We start from the raw sequence: 18858 nt of genomic DNA on the forward strand, positions 1-18858 counted from the left end.
TTAGGGCTACATTCGTTAATGTGGCCCTAATTATATTTATTTCCAAAACGTTATGTCTCGTCTGTTTATTGCTGAAAAACCAAGCTTAGGCCGTGCGATTGCCGCTGCACTGGCAAACCCTCAAAAGAAAGATCAAGGATTCATCCGCTGTGGGAACGGGGATATCGTTACTTGGTGTATCGGCCATTTGCTCGAACAAGTCGAACCTGACGCTTACGATGAGCGTTATAAAAAGTGGAATATGGCAGATTTACCAATTGTTCCGCAGCAATGGCAGCTCAGACCGAGGAAAAGCGCAAGTAAGCAATTAACAGTGATTCGTAAATTGCTCAAAGAAGCTAACGAAGTCATTCATGCAGGAGACCCAGATCGAGAGGGTCAGCTGTTAGTTGATGAAGTTCTGGACTATTGCAAGTTATCTAAAACCAAGAAGGAATCTACACAGCGTTTGTTGATTTCCGACTTGAACTTACCTGCGGTTAAACGTGCTCTCAGTTCTATGCGCAGTAATCGCGAGTTTATCCCACTTTCAGTTTCAGCATTGGCCCGCTCTCGGGCTGATTGGCTGTATGGTATGAACATGTCTCGTGCTTATACCTTGCTTGGTCAAAAAGCAGGGTATCAAGGTGTTCTCTCGGTAGGGCGAGTGCAAACGCCAGTTCTTGGCTTAGTGGTGCGTCGTGATGAAGAAATCGAAAACTTTGTCCCGAAGGACTATTTTACCCTACATGCTCTGATCCCATATCAAGATGCCAATGGTACTTTTGATATTCGTGCTCGTTGGAAGCCAAGTGAGGCATGTAAGCCTTGGCAGGACGAAGAAGGTCGAGTATTAAACCGTAAGTTGGTAGAAAATGTTGCAAACCGTATTGCAAATCAACCCGCAAAAGTGACAGAGTCGGAACAAAAGCAAACCAAGCAATCAGCACCATTACCTTATTCGTTATCTGCTTTACAGATCGATGCCGCGAAGCGCTATGGTATGAGTGCGCAACAAGTACTAGATACTTGTCAGGCATTGTATGAAAAGCACAAGCTGATCACTTACCCGCGTTCAGATTGTCGCTATTTACCGATGGAACACTACTCACAAGCAGGGACGGTGACAACTGCTATTGCGAATAACGCAAAAGAGTTGCAAGTTGCCGTTCAGGGAGCAGACTTAACATTAAAGTCCAAAGCCTGGAACGATAAAAAAGTGGATGCGCACCATGCGATTATCCCTACACCGAAGCAAGCTAATGTGAATGCGCTTTCCGGCAATGAGATGAAAGTGTATCAATTGATTGCGCGCCAGTACCTCATGCAGTTCTATCCGGCGGCGGTTTACGCAGAAGCGAAATTGGTTTTCGATATCGCTGGTGGTACGTTTGTCGCGAAAGGTCGTCAGTTAGTTTCGCCGGGTTGGAAAGCGCTAATGGGCAAAACTGACAAGGAAGATGAAGGTATTGATGCCGTGCCACCGCTACCCGAAGGCACCGTGTTAACTTGTCGTGAAGGGGAAATAAAAGACCGAAAAACCGAGCCACCAAAGCATTTTACCGAAGCATCGCTGTTGCAAGCGATGACCGGGATCGCCCGTTACGTTGCGGATAAAGAACTGAAAAAAATCCTTCGTGACACTGATGGGCTAGGCACGGAAGCGACTCGCGCTGGTATTTTGGACACGCTGTTCAAACGCCAACTGCTTACGCGTCAAGGTAAGTCAATTCTCAGTTCTCCTGCGGGAAGAGGTCTCATTCATGCCTTGCCAGAAGATTCAACATACCCTGATATGACGGCTCATTGGGAGCACCAGTTACAAGGTATGGCAGAGAGAAATCAAGCATATCAGCCGTTCATGCAAGCACTGGAACAACGCATTGATAGCTTGATGGCACAAGTAAAAGCAGGCCCTATCCCTGATTCATTACGTCATTTACCCAAGGTGGAACGTCCTGCGTTTAAACGTAAAAAGCGCAGTTATTCAAAGAATGGTGGCGCGACTAAATCTCGTGCAACCAAAGGTAAGCAGGCATAGGACAAGCGCGGTGTAATTAAACACCGCGCATGCTTGAAAATAGATTACTCGAACAGGTCACCGTGGTTTTGGATCGCGCCTCTTACTTCACCTTGAGTTAACACGCGTTTGTCCAGTACCTCTTTCACCTGGTTGCCCAAGTCAACTAATGTATCTCGATTCGCTTGAGTTTGGCGTTTACCAGCACTTCTCAAGCAGTAATTTAGTTCGTGCTCTTCGCTAAAATTAACCAAATCCCTATCTGCTGCCATCGTGCTTTCTCCTTATTTGTTCTACTTTTTCCTAAGTCTGGATTGGATGTAGATAAATTCAAGTTAGATTGCGTGAATTATGCTGGTGGATCACTGATGAACATTATGTTTGCCAACCAAGTCACGATTATGAAGCCTGGCTTTGATGGTATTTGGTTTAGTGATGGTTGTGTCTTAATGCTGCTACCAAGGTAACTCAGTACCATCGTAGTTAATAAATCGACCTGAAAGCTGCGGTGTGCTCAGCTCTATCACGTTCGCTAGGCCTTGCGCGGAGGTTTGCGTATCTATCAAAGCATTTGGCCCGCCCATCGCCGTTTTTACCCAACCAGGGTGAAGCGCTAAAACGGTAAATCCTTCAGGTGTTAAATCATTACTTAAGCTTTTCACAACCGAGTTAAGCGCCGCTTTCGATGAGCGATAAATATAACCGCCACCGGACGTATTTTCGGTCATGCTCCCCACTTTTGATGAGATACAAGCAATCTTTTTTATCTTGCCTTGTTGTAAGCGAGGGTAACAGTGCTCAACCAGTTTTAACGGTGCAATGGTGTTTACTTCGAAGGCTTTACGCCATTCTTCTACGTCAGTGTTTCCAAAGCCATATCCCTTGGGGCCGTAATATCCTGCATTATTGATGAGTAAGTCGATGGCAGGGAGTTTATCGGCAAGCTTAGCGACTTGTTCGTAGTGAGTGACATCCAGTTCGTGCAAAACCAAATTACTGAATTGTGAGGCTAGAGTTTGTAGTTCTGAACTGTTCTCTAAGGAACGGCTAGTAGCATGTACTTGGTGGCCTTGCTTCAGGTACAGCTCAGTTAAGCTAAGGCCAATGCCGCGATTTGCTCCGGTAATAAAGACGGTTTGACTCATACAAACACCTATGTTTTTTTGATTTCAGTTGAAAGTCATTGTGTTAGTTAAGCACAATAAAATCAACCAACCACCACGCACCAACAACAAGAGATGAAAATAGGGACAGGGCACAAAGAGAGCCAAACAGTGCGCCGAGAATAGCAAAGAAAGTAGAATTCATATGTATATTAAATTTAATTGATATTGAAAATCATTATCAATTAAATTGCGTTTTATTCAACCCTTTAAGTTGATACTATTTCGTTACCATTGTTATTAAGAATTTCTCATGCTGCCATTTATCTACCACCCGATTTATTCTCAACTTGAGTTGCCAGAGGGGCATCGTTACCCAATTATGAAATACCAGTACCTCTATGAATCGGTATTGGTGCATATGGAGAAAGATAACTGGAAAGAGCACACGCAGTTTTTCCAGCCCGAAGCATTAACTGTTGGGGAAGTAAAACGTGTTCATGACGAGGAATACGTCGAGTTACTTGTTAGTGGAAACATGCCAGCTGCGAAGATGCGCCGAATAGGTTTTCCTTGGAGTGAGTCTCTCATTACCAGAACGCTAACTTCAGCAGCGGGCACGGCTCTGACCGCAAAAAAGGCACTTGAGTACGGTGTGGCCATTCATTTGAGTGGTGGGTATCACCACGCACACAAAGAGTTTGGCAGTGGTTTTTGTTTATTTAATGACTTAGTGATCGCGGCCAGGCAAGCGCTCGAAGTCGAGCATGTCGATAAAGTATTGATCATTGATAGTGATGTTCACCATGGGGATGGAACAGCAACTTTATGTGACGATGAGCCAGATATCATCACGCTTTCTTTCCACTGTGATAAAAACTTCCCAGCGAGGAAGCCTCAGTCTGACCTCGATGTGCCTTTGGTGCGAGGGACAGGTGATGAGGATTTTTTAATGGCGTTTAAAGAAGTGGTCGATATGGCACTTAATCTTCATCGCCCTGATTTAGTTATCTACGATGCTGGTGTCGATATACATCAAGACGATGAGCTTGGATATTTTGATGTGTCGACTCAAGGGATTTTAGAACGTGATAGATTTTTAATGCAAACAGTGAAATCTCGAGGTATCCCTGTCGCAGCTGTCGTTGGAGGTGGATATCGAACGAATCATGCTGACCTCGTCCCAATCCATTTGCAGCTTATCAATGCCGCTAAAGAAGTCTTTATTGATGAGTAGATACAACTAGATGTAAATATCAAATTGATTCAACACTGGAACGAACGAAAAGGGCATTAATTTTTTGTGGGTTCTTTCGGAGTGTGGCGGAGTGCTTAGTTGCGTTCAAGAAGTGATAAGTGATTTGTACAAATCTTTTAAGTCTGGAGATGCGAAAAATCCCGCTAATTTCTTAGCGGGATTTTTCTAAAAGTGGCGGAGAGATAGGGATTTGAACCCTAGATACGCTATTAACGTATGCCGGTTTTCAAGACCGGTGCTTTCAACCACTCAGCCATCTCTCCGTTGTTGAGGCGCATAATATAAGGCTTTGAAAATGTTGTAAACCCCTAGTTGAACTGATTGGATGTTTACTGCGCAAATTTGTGGTTTGTGTTGTTTAAATAAACAAAAACTCCCCCAAAAAGGGGAGTTTGAATAGTATATGGATTGCTAGGTATTAATCGTTTTTAGAATAAAAACGCTGTAACTCAGTTAAACCTTGCATCAAAACTGGCAACTTCGGTGCATCATCTCGAAGTCGTTTGTAGTTTTTGTCATACAGCTTGTAGTTGCCAAACTTATCGATCACTGTGGTTTGTGAGCTAGTAATTAAGGCAAGCTCGCGAGTATCGCCCGCCAAGATCCAGCGACGACGGCTTTCATCGAATAGGTTGCGACCACTACTGTAATCATATGGGTTGGAAGATACGCCGAGCATATTTTGCAACAGTGTAACCGAGAGGTCCAAGTGGCTTGTGCTGTGATTAAACTCGCCAGCCAGCATTCCAGGCCAATGGATCACCATCGGAACTTGTAATTGATAACGGCTGTAGTTGCTGTTTGCTCCCCAGCTGTTCGTATTGGTTTCGTTAAATTCACTACCGTGATTAGAAGTGATGATTACGATGGTGTTTGTCAGTTGTCCCGTCGTTTCTAGTTCATCAATAATACCGGCGATAGTTCTATCCGCCGACTTCACTGCATATTCATAAGCTTTTTTGAATCGCTCACTTGCGGGCATTTCTTCGTCATTATTTGAAGGAATCGATTCAAAATTATCAACGGTGGTGACTTCGATGTAACTAAACCATGGCTGACTTGCTTTCTCTGCTAACCATGTATTCCAGTTTGCGATAGATTGTTTATCGGTATGAGCTTGCGTGCCATCTAGGTCTTCCGCTAAGTTCAAGTCGCGGAAAATAATTTCTGAGTAGAGATCATCTTCAAACCCACTGCCACTGAATAAACCAAAGTTGTAGCCCTGATCTTTCAGTACATCGAGCAATACTGGGGAAGCACCTTGCGCCTTGATGCTTGATGCATAACTGGTCGGTAAGCCATAGAACAAACCAAAGGCCCCGTATGTATCATTACTTGAGCTGTAATGATTACGGAAGTTCTGATTGTTTTCAGCAAACTCATAGAGGTTAGGCATCTCTTCTTGGTTAAGCGCATCCGCTCGTAAATTGTTTATGCTGATCATCAACACATTGAGCTTATTAACTCGGCGGTTAAACTCAAGCTTTTCAAGAGGATAGTTGACTAACTCTACGTTGCCTTCGTTTTCTGCTAAACGTTTTAGGTATTCCTCACGGTCAAGTAGACCATGTTTTTCCATAAAACTCTTCGCCGTCATCGGGTAAGACAACGGGAAGTTTGAACGCTGGCTAGTAATTGGGTTGTAAAAATACGCATCTGCCCAAATGTAAACCAAATGGCTGGTCATAAAGCTGAGGAAAAAGACGGCCGCGAGAGGGCGTCCTACGTGCTTATGAGATAGTTTGCGCTGTTTTCGCCATACCCATTCGGATAGTGCGAGTTGAATAAGGAAGATCAGCGGCATCACAACAAATAAATGTTGTAGGTCAGTGCTGAGTGCACTTTTGTCTTCGCTGAATAGTAACTCCCAGACAACGGGAGTTAAGTGCAAATTGATCGACTGATACGCTTGGGTATCAATTAATAATATGGTTTGCCCAACGGTTGCGAAAATCACTGCCACCAAACGGAACAATTTCCGCGATGGCAGGATAAACGTCAACGGGAATAGAACAAGCAAGTAAAGTGCGAAAACTAGAAAGCCAAAGTGACCAACCCAAGAAACCGCCAGATAAAACTGACCAAGTAACGTCTCGGGCCAAGGAGACTGAACAATGTAGCGTGTGCCTATCAACATCGATGCAACGATATTGAAGAATGCAAACCAGTGACCCCAACCAACTAGTCGAGATACACGTTCGCTGTATGAGTTTCCGCTGTCTACCATGTATGTGTTCTATTGTCCGTGATTAGTGTGTTTTTGGTGTTTCTAAAGAAGACATCAGCGCCTGAGCAAATTTTTCAGCAATCGCTTTGCGTTGTGAAGCAGCAACACGTTGATTTAAGACATTGGTTGCGATATTTCCGGCAATCATTAGCGTCAACTCAGGAGAAGCAGCGTGTTTTTCAAGAACTGTTGCTACTTCAGCAAGAATTTTTTCTACTTGCTCGTCAGTATATTTAGATGTAATCGGCATAAAGACTCTAATAATGATAGTAAAAGCGGCTTATGATAACCTACAATGCCCATCAACTAAAACCTTGTAGCAAGATAAAATCACTATGAGTCTTCATCTTTCAAACGTTATTCTGCATCAACTGTGCAAAAACGATCAGGACGAGCTGGTTGTAAACTTTCGTCCAGCATCATTAGAGAACGATGCATCTACAGAAAACTTAGTCGCTGAGCTTCACCGAGTATTCCATTCTAAAGCTGGTAAAGGTTTTGGCGCTTTCCAGTCAGACAGCGAATTTCAATTTTGGCTTCAAGAAATGCGCAAAGGAGAGCGAGATTTTTACGACTTCTCACAAATTAGTGCAAATCGCTTGAAAGAAGAGTTGATTAAGTACCCATTTGCGGATGAAGGTATCTTGGTTTTCGCTGAGTATCAGAGTTTAGCAACGGACTACTTGTTCATCGGTATCTTACCAATGAATCAGAGTTTAAAAGTGACCGAAGGTTTGGACATCAGTGCGACAGATTACTTAGATATCACCAAAATGGATATTGCCGCACGCATCGACCTGTCGAGCTACGAGACCGACAAGGAATCCAATCGTTATCTGCAATACATTAAAGGACGCGTTGGCCGTAAAGTGGCGGACTTCTTCCTAGATTTTCTGCAAGCGGATATTGGCTTAGATACTAAACAACAAAACTTAGTGTTGATGCAGGCGGTGGATGATTTTTGTGCTGACTCGAAGCTAGAAAAGCAAGAAGTGAACGAGTACAAGAAACAAGTTTACGACTACTGCAATGAGCAAATTAAATCCGGTGATGAGGTTCAAATCTCAGAGCTTTCCGGAGAGCTTCCTCAAAGCCAAGATGGCACGAGCTTTATGGATTTCACCAAAGAGCAAGGGTACGAGCTTGAAGAGTCTTTCCCAGGTGATCGTGCGACGGTTCGCAAACTGACTAAATTTGTTGGAGCTGGTGGTGGTTTGAATATTAGCTTCGATAGTCTCTTACTTGGCGAGCGTATTTTTTATGATCCAGAGACGGATACCTTAACGATTAAAGGGACGCCTCCAAATCTAAAAGATCAGTTAAGTCGCAATTAAAATCATATCGTTAAATAAAGAGAGCAAACGGCTCTCTTTTTTTATGTGAATAAGAAACATCCATAGTATATGCTTGTAATTAATGGAGATATGCGAGGGGCAAGTGTTGCTGAAGCTAAAAGAAGGAATACGGCGGTTTGTTTGGTTCTGGTTCGTTTTGTGGTGTGTTTTAGCACTTGGCATTTGGCTGCAAGCCAAACAAACGATTCAAACGATTTCGACTGTAAATGAGTTAGGAAGTAAAGTTGAAGAAGTCAGGCACTTTTTTAACTTCGATCTGCCTTACCGTGTTAAACACGTCGACCAAATTTCACTGAAACTTCAGTTGGCTTATGCAGTTCGCTTACAGCTTGAAAGTGAGTTTTCTGAAGGGAAAATCACACCAGACATCACTCAATTGCTTTATACGACCGACCGATTTTTAGAAAGTGCTCGAGCTTTTGTAAGAAGTGACAGTGAATTGGTTTCGTTAGCAGAACAGTTACGAAGCAGCCGTGCTCGAACAGAAAACTCTGAGAAAATTCAGGCAATGTACTATCGCTTAGGTGCGCTTGTTTTTGAGTCTGTCTTTAGTGACTCTGCAACGAATAGCGATACTTACCGTGACTTAGACCGACTTTTTATTGAATCAGAGACGCTCTCTCCCGAAGAGCGAAGCGCTCTTCAGCGCCAGCTTGCTCAAACCTCAAGCGCACTATCTGCTCAGGCACAGGGCAGTTATTTATCTAATCAACTGCTTAATCCAGATTTCCCGAACCAGTTAACTTCGATAAATGATCAGTTGGAACAGAAGCTAATGACTTTTATTGTTTGGTTGTCTGTAATCAGTGGTTTGCTCCTTTTCCTCATTTCATGGGGAGCCTTCTCCCCAAAAACGATTCAACCGATACCACTACCCAGAACCGATGATAAAAAGTCAGAGCAAGTTGGCGATGATGAAAATGGAGCTAACACTGTTCCCTCAGCTCAGTCAGAAAATTTTCAAAATGTCCAAATGAACGAAAAAAGTTGTAATGAGGTGAATTCATCACAAGTGGAAGTAGTGAAACGTGAGCCGTACATAGATATCAATAAAATGTTAGATTCTCTGTCTGGTGACGAGGGCGCTGTGCGGATGTTACTGGAGGTCTTTATTCAGGATCACTCTGGCGATGGCACTAAAATGTATCAGCTGTTAGAAGAGGATAAAGAGCAAGCGCAAAGAGCCGCACACAGTCTTAAAGGGGTCTCAGGGAGTTTAGGTGCAATGCCATTGCACTGTATTTCGGGTGATATTGAACTGTTGATTAAACAAGGGCAAAAAGTGCCGGAAGAGAAGTTGGCATGTTTAGATGATGTCCTAAAACAAACCATACTTTTTGCTAATAATGTTCTCAATAGTGAAAAGATAACAGAAGCGCTAACAGATTGATATTGCTCTGACTTAATGTCATAAGAGTTGAGGTAATAAAGGCTCGAACTATATGACTTAGTTCGCTTTATTCCTGTTCTATACAATTTGTTAAAGGTGTTTTCATGTCCGTTCGCCGAATGTCTTCAATGATGTTGATAGGGCTGGTTATGATGCTTTCAGGGTGCTCCCTGCTCGAAGTCAAGATCGAGAGTCAAACCGTCCCTCTTACCAAACAAGAGCTCAATATGCGTCTTTTGACTCGTGAGTATGCGCAGCAGTTTTTTGCTCAGGTTGAGCAAGCAGCAGACGCACTACACGAACAATATGAGCCTCATGATAAAGTTCATCAATCTTATATTTTACTTTGGAAGATAAATGCTGAAGAAGGCATCCAAGCTTCTGCATACCAAGTGTCCCCAATGGCTGCACTGATTGATACATGGACTTTCACGCTACAAATGGAACAGTTCTTTACTACCGCTTCTGGTAATGAGCTCTTTGCGTCTGATGAGGCCAAGTTAGTTTCCGTTTATTTAGCGAAAGAGGTAGATAAACTGGCTCAATCTTTATTGAAGAAAGAAGCATACATCAAGACACAAACGTTTGTTGCAGAGTTCGCCAAGCAGCATCCATTCGCTGATTTAAGCATGATTAGGACTCCGGCTTACCGTAGGTGGTTAGATGCAAACCAAATTAGCGAAGAGGAAGCCGTTACAACGCTAGGCACGATGCCAGAAGCACTTGGGGATGTCTCTGATCGTCTAAGTCTGGTATCAGAGCAGACACCAAAAATTATGACGTGGAAAGCGCAGTTGTTGGCCTTGAATAGCTCTGCCAGTATCGAAAAAGTCAATGCGGCGCTCAATAGTTTGCAAGTTACCGCTGATTCGATGAGGGATTTTATCGATAACAACCCAGAGTACATGCGTTATTTGGCAGAACAAATGGCGCTGGAGTTACAACCTTTGGTTGACGATATCGATCAAAGGACGGAGGCGCGTTTATCTCAGTTGGGTGAAGAACGCCAAGCTATAGAGCTGATGGTTGCCAGAGAGCGCCAAGAAATCGCACAGATCATTACCCATGAGCGCGAGAAGTTTGCTCAAGATATGGATCGAGTGTCGCAAGAGGTTGTGAATCTCGCAATGACTAAGCTGATTGAACTTGTCAAAAGTACCATCATCTACTTTATTCTGTTCATTGCCGTTATATTCTTTGCACCGCTTAGCTTGGGCTATTGGTTTGGGAAGCGTACAGCCGTGAAAACGTCAGTCAAACAAAGCTAACGATTTGTTTTGGAAATAAAAAAGAGCGCTTTAAAGCGCTCTTTTTTAGTATTGAATTCGGAAGGGAGGTTCTTTCTATCTCTGCGAAGTTAAGCGGTTTGCTGCTTTAATTCGCCTTCAGCTTCTTCAACTGCTTCTGCTGTTGGTTCGCACTTATCAACAAACCAACCCATGTAAGAAGTGAAGATCGTTACGATGATACATACAAAACTCAGCCACATGAACGGGGCATAAGACAGTGTAGCAACACCCAAAATACTGGCCATGTAGATACCGTTGTCACTCCAAGGGACCATACCTGAGGTTAGCGTGCCGCCAAATTCTGCGTTACGAGACAAATTCTTACGTTTGTAGCCTAGACGGTCATAGTTCTTCGCACAGATTTTTGGGGTCAGAATAAGTGAAACGTACATCGCTGAACCAAATACGTTGCCCATAAAGGCCGTACCAATTGTGCTTGTTGCCAATGAACCTGCACTTTGAACGCGTTTTTCAAACAGCTTCGCGATAGTCTCTAGCACGCCTACTTTATCTAGTAGACCGCCAAAACCAAGGCCGAATACGATAACCGCTACCGACCCAAGCATTGAAGACATGCCGCCACGGTTAAGGATTGAGTCAATGAAATCTACGCCAGATGAGATTGCAAATGGAGCCCAAGCCGTGTTGAACGCGGTTAGGAAATCGACATCTTGGATCATCACTGCCCAAATAATACCTAGCAGAGAACCAAAACTGATCACTGGGAATGAAGGCATACGCATCGCTAGAAGTGACAATACGATGATCACAGGAACAAATGAGTAAGGGGTGATGTAGAACTGCTGTTCCATCGCTTTAATGACAGAGTCTACCTGGCTCATGTCAACTTGACCTGCGTAGTGGAAGCCAAATGCAGTAAACATAATGCCTGTAATAATGTAGCTAATGAGTGCTATCGGCAACATGCCTTTAATATGTTCCATCACTTCAACGTTAGACATAGATGAAGCAAGGATTACTGAATCCGATAGAGGCGACATTTTGTCACCAAAGTAACAGCCTGAAAGTACGGCACCTGCAGTGATTGGCGCAGGAACACCAAGACCTTGACCGATACCCATCATTGCAATACCTGCCGTGCCAGCCGCCCCCCAAGATGTGCCAGTCGCTAGCGCAGTCAATGAACAGATGATCATGGTCGCGAGCAAAAAGATGGAAGGGTGGATGGCTTTAAGGCCGTAGTAAATAATGGTTGGAACAATACCACCAGAGATCCAAGTACCTACAAGCGCGCCAACGGCCAAAAGGATTAAAACGGCTCCAAGTCCATTGGAAATGCCATTTAGTGCTGCTTTTTCCAGATCTTTATACTGGTGGCCAAGCTTTATGCCCAATATCATGACAATGAACCAACCGATGTATAGCGCTAGCTGAATCGGTAGGTCTAGCTTGGCTGTGAACGAAAATGCCAGCAGGAGAAATAAACCGAGCGAGATAAATACCTGTATCAAGCTTGGTAGGCGTGGTGTAACTTGCTTCATATGTGCCTCTGTCAATCTTGGAGCAATAGAGGAAGGCGCTCCTTGTTGTAATCGCGCATAACATACATTAACAAAAATTATATTTCGAACATTTGGTGTTTTATCTTGATGTTCGTCGGTAAAAACGTTTGCTTGTGAAATTAACTGTTAGTTTATTTTAACTTTTTTGGTTTTAAATGTTGTGTGATGTGAAATTATTGTGCTTCATGTGTTATTTTCTCATTGAGTGGTAAGACCAATTAGGGGGCTAAAGTGCTTTCCCTACTTGAAAAATGGTTAAAACCGCAAACCAAACACTAAAAAATCTCGTGTAACCCTGTTTTTCAGAGGAAAAGGTTAAAAAACGCGCTTATTTACAAAATAGGGGTTGAGATTTTGCTGTGAAAAATTAACTATGGGGTAGGTTTTTTAATACATGGAGAGTTAATACGATGAGAGTTGGTTTAGTTGGTTGGCGCGGTATGGTTGGTTCAGTCCTTATGCAGCGTATGGTTGAAGAGAAAGACTTCGACCTAATCGAACCAGTATTCTACAGTACTTCTCAAGTTGGTATTCCTGCTCCTAACTTAGGAAAAGACGCAGGCTTACTGCAAGACGCATATGATATTGAAAGCTTAAAACAGCTTGATGCGGTAATCACCTGTCAAGGTGGTAGCTACACAGAAAAAGTTTTCCCTGCACTTCGTCAGGCTGGTTGGAAAGGCTACTGGATTGACGCGGCCTCTACGCTACGTATGGCTGAAGATTCGATCATCACACTTGATCCAGTGAACTTAAAGCAAATCCAACAAGGCATCCACGGTGGCACGAACACATTTGTCGGTGGTAACTGTACGGTTAGTTTAATGCTAATGGGGCTAGGTGGTCTATTTGAGAAAGGTCTTGTTGAGTGGACAAGCGCAATGACTTACCAAGCCGCATCTGGTGCTGGTGCGCAAAATATGCGTGAATTGATCTCGCAAATGGGCGTTATCAATGACTCTGTTAGCTCTGAACTTGCAAACCCATCAAGCTCTATCCTAGATATCGATAAGAAAGTCGCGGATACAATGCGCAGCGGCTCTTTCCCTACCGATAAATTCGGTGTGCCACTAGCTGGTTCGTTGATCCCATGGATCGATGTGAAGCGCGATAATGGTCAGAGTAAAGAAGAGTGGAAAGCGGGCGCCGAGGCGAATAAAATTTTGGGTTCTCAAAGTTCACCTGTCCCAATTGACGGTACTTGTGTGCGTATTGGCGCGATGCGTTGTCACTCTCAAGCACTTACTATCAAGCTTAAACAAAATGTACCAATGGACGAAATCGAAGAAATCATCGCCACTCATAACGATTGGGTGAAAGTGATTCCTAACGACCGTGACATCACTGCTCAAGAGCTAACACCGGCAAAAGTTACGGGCACAATGTCTGTACCAGTGGGTCGTCTACGTAAGATGGCGATGGGTGATGATTTCCTAAATGCTTTCACTGTTGGTGACCAACTGCTTTGGGGTGCTGCGGAGCCATTGCGTCGTACTCTGAGAATTATTCTGTCTGAGAAAGCATAATCACATCAATCCTTTATTTGATGACAAAATAAAAGAGCTCCGTAGGGAGCTCTTTTTTCATGCGTCGTCTTCCGTTCGAACGACTCTTTTGTCTGGATCGGCCAGTTCACTACCACAATGTTTACAGTAAATTGCGTCAGAGTCGTGCCCTGCGTGGGAGCAGTTTGGGCATTTCACCAATACTTTGTGCGATTGCATCTCTTGGTGCAGTTCGGCAGTGAAAATACCTGTAGGTACCGCCAAAATGGAATAACCCAGTAACATGGTGAGTGATGCAAGCCCTTTACCTAGGTCTGTTTGAGGGACCAAGTCACCATACCCAACCGTTGTGATGGTCACGATCGCCCAATAAATACTCTTAGGAATGCTAGTAAATCCGTTTTCAGGTCCTTCAATGATAAAAATCAACGAGCCGAAAATCGTTACCATAATGGCGACGGAACTAAAGAAGATAAAAATCTTTCTGCGCGCCATAAGCAGTGAACGTAAGAGGATATTGGACTCTTGGAGGTATCGGACTAACTTGAGTATGCGGAATATTCGCATCACTCGCAGCGCCCTGATCACACCCATAAACGAAGCGGATGGGAAGAAGAGTGCTAAATAGGTGGGCAAAATCGCAAGTAAATCGACGACACCATAAAAACTCTTTGCGTAGGCGGCAGGTTTAGGAGAGCAATAAAGCCTTAGAAGGTATTCAATCGTGAATAGGCCAGTAAATGTGTATTCAATAAACTTCAGCTCTTTTTCCCACTCGGCCCGAACGGAGGGTATCGAATCTAACACCAGTACGATTAACGAACTGATGATCGCGATAATGAGAGCAATATCGAACGTTTTACCAGCTTTGGTATGAGTACCAAAAATGGTGACATATAGAGTATGTTTAAGAGAGTCAGTCGTCATGACAAAGCGATCCATTGTTGAATCGCTCTATCATACAATTTTATAGAAACTCAGGCTAATCCTGGAAATAAGTTGCGTAAGCCATTCGCAATGAACTCTATGCCAAGCGCGCCCAATATCAAACCCATGATACGAGTAATGACGTTGATTCCAGTTTGACCTAAAAATCGTACGATCAATGGGGCAGAACGGAATAATAGCCATGAACAAAGGCAGAACAAACCAATCGTAATACTAATGCCCACGGTATCGAACATGCTTGGGTAGCGTGCACCATAAACAATAGTCGAACTGATTGCACCAGGACCTGCCATTAAAGGCATTGCAAGAGGGACCACACCAATCTGTTCACGACTGACGTATTCCGTTTTCTCTTGTTTGTTCTGCTTATCTTCCCCCAGTTTACCGCTCATCATCGAGAATGCGATGCTAAGTAATAGCAACCCGCCAGCGACACGAAACGAATCCAGAGAAATACTGAACATGTCTAACAGTAACTGACCAGCAAAAAGCGAAATGATCAGGATGATCGCAACAGCCACATTTGCTGTTGTTGCCGTATTGCGCTTTTCGTCTGGAGTCATATGCCCGGTTAGTGACACAAACACAGGCATGATACCAACAGGGTTTACTGCGGCGACCAAACCGAGAAAAAACTGCAAGAAGATAGCAAGTTCAAAAGTTTGCATGTTGCGTACTCATCAAAGTTCACATTAGTGAAAAGGAGAAGGGGTAATTTGGGCGTAATGTAAGGCAAAAGTTAGGTTGTAAGAAATGAAAAAAACTAACGCATTCCCTGCCATTTAAGTGAGAAAAACTAATTCTTTAATAAACTGTATCTAATCTGGAAAGGAAATGTTATGTATAAAGTTGCTGATAAATTGCGCTGTTTTACATAAACGTTAACATTCGCACATTTTTGATAAAAACCAAGGTGGTTTGTAGAGAGATGTATTCGGTTCGATATACTCTCAGTAGCACAAAGAATTGGGCCTACATGTAATTTTGTTGGTCAAAAATGAAACTTTTTTACAGGTTGTTGTAGTTTCTTTTATTTATTTGTCCATTTGCTTCTTTTTTACTCAATAAAAAATGAAAGTTAATTTATTTGTTTATCAGTGAGTTATGTCATTTTGGTGTGATGAGGCACCACTTTGGTAGTATTTAGGTGGTGAGAACTGATCCAAGTCAATTTTTTTCACACTATGAAATATTATACTCAGTCCTGAAAGCAATTTACTAAGACGTTTGTTTTCTAAGTGACTGATAAACAGTAAAAACGATAAGTAATAGCCTTAGTAAAAAGTTTTTAATATTTGTTAATTTTAGGAGATTCCCTATGCCTGTAACTAATATGGCTGAACTAGATGCAATGGTTGCTCGCGTTAAGAAAGCGCAAGAAGAGTTCGCTACTTACTCTCAAGAGCAAGTAGATAAAATCTTTCGTGCAGCATCGCTTGCAGCTAACCAGGCCCGTATCCCGCTAGCTCAACAAGCGGTAGAAGAATCTGGTATGGGTATTGTTGAAGATAAAGTAATCAAGAACCACTTCGCCTCTGAGTTTATCTACAACAAATACAAAGACGAACAAACGTGTGGCATCTTAGAAGAGGATGACAACCTAGGTACTATGACTATCGCTGAGCCTGTAGGCATCATCTGCGGTATCGTACCAACGACTAACCCAACTTCTACAGCGATCTTCAAATCTCTAATCTCTTTGAAGACTCGTAACGGTATCATCTTCTCACCACACCCACGTGCGAAAAACTCAACTAACGATGCAGCTAAACTCGTTCTAGATGCAGCAGTAGCAGCAGGCGCACCAAAAGACATCATCGGTTGGATCGACCAGCCTTCTGTTGAGCTTTCAAACGCTCTAATGAAACACGATGACATCGCGCTTATCCTTGCAACTGGTGGTCCAGGCATGGTTAAAGCCGCTTACTCTTCTGGTAAGCCAGCAATCGGTGTAGGTGCAGGTAACGTTCCGGTTGTTATCGATGAAACAGCAGACATCAAACGTGCTGTTGCTTCTATCCTTATGTCTAAGACTTTCGACAACGGTGTAGTATGTGCTTCTGAGCAAGCTGCAATCGTAGTTGACGAAGTATACGACGAAGTGAAAGAGCGTTTTGCTTCTCACAAAGCTTATGTCCTAAGCAAAGCAGAAGCTGATAAAGTTCGTAAAGTGCTTCTTATCGATGGCGCGCTAAACGCGAAAATCGTAGGTCAGCCAGCAGCAGCAATCGCTGAAATGGCAGGCGTTAAAGTTCCAGCAGACACTAAAGTTCTTGTTGGTGAAGGTCTGGGCAAAGTATCTCACGATGACGCATTCGCTCACGAGAAACTATCTCCAACTCTAGGTCTATTCCGTGCTGACAACTTCGAAGACGCGGTTGCTCAAGCGGTAACTATGGTTGAGATTGGTGGTATCGGCCACACATCTGGTCTTTACACTAACCAAGATACTAACGCTGACCGTATCCGTTACTTCGGTGACAAGATGAAGACAGCTCGTATCCTAATCAACATCCCGACTACTCACGGCGGTATCGGTGACTTGTACAACTTCAACGTTGCGCCATCTCTAACGCTAGGTTGTGGTTCTTGGGGTGGTAACTCTATCTCTGAGAACGTAGGTCCTAAACACCTAATCAACAAGAAAACTGTAGCGAAGCGAGCTGAAAACATGTTGTGGCATAAACTACCTAAGTCAATCTACTTCCGTCGTGGTAGCCTTCCAATCGCACTGGGCGACCTAGAAGGTAAGAAACGTGCATTCCTAGTAACTGACCGTTTCCTATTCAACAACGGTTATGCAGATGACGTAGTAAGCCTACTGAAAGCTCAAGGCATGGAAGTTCAAACATTCTTCGATGTTGAAGCTGACCCAACACTGTCTGTAGTAGAAAAAGGTGCGGCTCAAATGGCTAGCTACCAACCTGACGTTATCCTAGCGCTAGGCGGTGGTTCACCAATGGATGCAGCGAAAATCATGTGGGTAATGTACGAACACCCAGAAACTCACTTTGAAGAACTAGCAATGCGCTTTATGGACATCCGTAAACGTATCTACAAGTTCCCTAAAATGGGTAAAAAAGCTGAGCTTGTATGTATCACTACAACTTCAGGTACTGGCTCAGAAGTTACTCCATTCGCGGTTGTTACTGACGACAAGACTGGTGCGAAATACCCACTAGCTGACTACGAAATCACGCCAAACATGGCAATCGTTGATGCGAACCTAGTAATGAACATGCCTAAGTCTCTAACAGCATTTGGTGGTTACGATGCAGTAACTCACGCTCTAGAAGCTTACGTATCAGTTCTTGCTAACGAATACTCAGATGGCCAAGCTCTTCAAGCACTTAAGATGCTAAAAGAGTACCTACCATCAAGCTATGCGAACGGTGCAAATGACCCAATCGCTCGTGAGAAAGTACACAACGCAGCTACTATCGCTGGTGTTGCATTTGCGAACGCATTCCTAGGTGTTTGTCACTCAATGGCTCACAAACTGGGTGCTGAGTTCCACTTGCCACACGGCCTAGCTAACGCACTACTTATCTCTAACGTGGTACGTTACAACGCGAACGACAATCCAACTAAACAAACTGCGTTCTCTCAATACGACCGTCCACAAGCACGTCGTCGTTACGCTGAAGTTGCTGACCACCTAGGCCTAAGCCAAGAAGGTGACCGTACTGCTCAGAAGATTGAACGTCTACTAGCATGGTTGGATGAACTAAAAGTTAACCTAGACATCCCAATGTCTATCCAAGCGGCAGGTGTTGCTGAATCAGATTTCGTAGCGAAACTGGATGAGCTAGCGGTAGAAGCGTTCGATGACCAATGTACTGGTGCGAACCCACGTTACCCTCTAATCAGCGAACTTAAAGATGTGTTGATGGCTTCTTACTACGGTAAAGCATTTGTTGAAGGCGAAACTTTCGAAGGTACAACTGTTATCAAGAAGAAAGCAGACCAAGAAGCAGCAAAAGCAGCACCTAAAGCAAAGAAAGAAAAAGCTGACGCGTAATTAAAAAATCGAGTGAGCAAGGTTTTCGCTAGCACGGAACCTTAATCGGGAAAAGGTTAAAGCCCCAGTCAAATGACTGGGGCTTTTTTTATTTTGGGTTGTGCCGTCCTAAATAAGGTTGACACTTTCTACCCCCAAAATTGGAGAGTGTTATGAAATCAACAACTAAAAGAACTCAGCGCGATTACTCCCTCGCTTTTAAACTCACTGTAGTTGATGAGGTTGAAAAAGGAAGCCTCA

14 protein-coding genes and 1 tRNA gene are annotated in these 18858 nt (G+C 43.5%); 7 read left to right on the forward strand and 8 right to left on the reverse strand.

What is annotated here, in order from left to right; genetic code table 11:
- Nucleotides 1-52 precede the first annotated feature (52 nt).
- A complete protein-coding gene (locus R8O11_RS12655) occupies nt 53-2020 on the forward strand; it encodes a DNA topoisomerase III (protein ID WP_033907348.1) in 1968 nt (655 codons plus the stop codon).
- A 44-nt stretch (nt 2021-2064) separates the two neighbouring features.
- Here the strand turns inward: R8O11_RS12655 and R8O11_RS12660 are convergent, their stop codons facing one another.
- Together R8O11_RS12660 and R8O11_RS12665 are read right to left on the reverse strand one after the other, a co-directional pair.
- Nucleotides 2065-2271: a hypothetical protein gene (locus tag R8O11_RS12660; protein ID WP_005380717.1), complete on the reverse strand. Its 207-nt coding sequence runs from the start codon at nt 2269-2271 to the stop codon at nt 2065-2067.
- A gap of 183 nt (nt 2272-2454) precedes the next feature.
- The gene (locus R8O11_RS12665; RefSeq protein WP_017635826.1) at nt 2455-3144 is read right to left on the reverse strand and encodes an SDR family oxidoreductase; all 690 of its coding nucleotides are present in this window, start codon (nt 3142-3144) and stop codon (nt 2455-2457) included.
- A 271-nt stretch (nt 3145-3415) separates the two neighbouring features.
- Here R8O11_RS12665 and R8O11_RS12670 point away from each other — a divergent pair, with 271 nt between their 5' ends.
- The gene (locus tag R8O11_RS12670) at nt 3416-4339 is read left to right on the forward strand and encodes a histone deacetylase (protein WP_005384909.1); all 924 of its coding nucleotides are present in this window, start codon (nt 3416-3418) and stop codon (nt 4337-4339) included.
- A 193-nt stretch (nt 4340-4532) separates the two neighbouring features.
- Here R8O11_RS12670 and R8O11_RS12675 read toward each other — a convergent pair.
- The 3 genes from R8O11_RS12675 to R8O11_RS12685 all read right to left on the reverse strand — a co-directional run bounded on the left by R8O11_RS12675 (nt 4533) and on the right by R8O11_RS12685 (nt 6837).
- Nucleotides 4533-4623 (reverse strand) — tRNA-Ser (locus R8O11_RS12675).
- A 155-nt stretch (nt 4624-4778) separates the two neighbouring features.
- Nucleotides 4779-6587 (reverse strand): DUF3413 domain-containing protein, encoded by a 1809-nt coding sequence (locus R8O11_RS12680; protein WP_318194196.1) that lies wholly within the window; start codon nt 6585-6587, stop codon nt 4779-4781.
- A gap of 22 nt (nt 6588-6609) precedes the next feature.
- Nucleotides 6610-6837 carry a YejL family protein gene (locus R8O11_RS12685; RefSeq protein WP_005380722.1) on the reverse strand — a complete coding sequence of 76 codons (228 nt, stop codon included), beginning with the start codon at nt 6835-6837 and terminating at the stop codon, nt 6610-6612.
- A gap of 85 nt (nt 6838-6922) precedes the next feature.
- On the opposite strand from R8O11_RS12685, the gene yejK reads away from it, so the two are divergent.
- The 3 genes from yejK to R8O11_RS12700 all read left to right on the forward strand — a co-directional run bounded on the left by yejK (nt 6923) and on the right by R8O11_RS12700 (nt 10600).
- On the forward strand, nt 6923-7921 hold the full coding sequence (yejK, locus tag R8O11_RS12690) for a nucleoid-associated protein YejK (RefSeq protein ID WP_005380723.1): 999 nt from the start codon (nt 6923-6925) through the stop codon (nt 7919-7921).
- Between the two features lie 82 nt (nt 7922-8003).
- Nucleotides 8004-9332, forward strand: a complete 1329-nt coding sequence (locus tag R8O11_RS12695) for an Hpt domain-containing protein (RefSeq protein ID WP_318194197.1) — start codon at nt 8004-8006, stop codon at nt 9330-9332.
- 104 nt (nt 9333-9436) lie between these two features.
- Complete coding sequence (locus R8O11_RS12700; protein WP_033907343.1) at nt 9437-10600, forward strand: chemotaxis protein; 1164 nt, start codon at nt 9437-9439, stop codon at nt 10598-10600.
- A gap of 89 nt (nt 10601-10689) precedes the next feature.
- On the opposite strand, the gene nhaC is transcribed toward R8O11_RS12700, so the two are convergent.
- Nucleotides 10690-12123, reverse strand: coding sequence for a Na+/H+ antiporter NhaC (nhaC, locus tag R8O11_RS12705; RefSeq protein WP_005380726.1), 1434 nt, complete (start codon nt 12121-12123; stop codon nt 10690-10692).
- A gap of 431 nt (nt 12124-12554) precedes the next feature.
- Between nhaC and asd the strand changes: the two genes are divergently transcribed.
- Nucleotides 12555-13670 carry an aspartate-semialdehyde dehydrogenase gene (asd, locus tag R8O11_RS12710; RefSeq protein WP_005380727.1) on the forward strand — a complete coding sequence of 372 codons (1116 nt, stop codon included), beginning with the start codon at nt 12555-12557 and terminating at the stop codon, nt 13668-13670.
- A 57-nt stretch (nt 13671-13727) separates the two neighbouring features.
- Here asd and R8O11_RS12715 read toward each other — a convergent pair whose 3' ends face one another.
- Nucleotides 13728-14591 (reverse strand): ion transporter, encoded by an 864-nt coding sequence (locus R8O11_RS12715; protein ID WP_005380728.1) that lies wholly within the window; start codon nt 14589-14591, stop codon nt 13728-13730.
- A gap of 35 nt (nt 14592-14626) precedes the next feature.
- Nucleotides 14627-15265: a YchE family NAAT transporter gene (locus R8O11_RS12720; RefSeq protein WP_005380729.1), complete on the reverse strand. Its 639-nt coding sequence runs from the start codon at nt 15263-15265 to the stop codon at nt 14627-14629.
- 650 nt (nt 15266-15915) lie between these two features.
- Here R8O11_RS12720 and adhE point away from each other — a divergent pair.
- The gene (gene adhE, locus R8O11_RS12725; RefSeq protein WP_005380731.1) at nt 15916-18618 is read left to right on the forward strand and encodes a bifunctional acetaldehyde-CoA/alcohol dehydrogenase; all 2703 of its coding nucleotides are present in this window, start codon (nt 15916-15918) and stop codon (nt 18616-18618) included.
- Nucleotides 18619-18858 lie beyond the last annotated feature (240 nt).

The organism is Vibrio sp. 1288 (assembly GCF_033344475.1).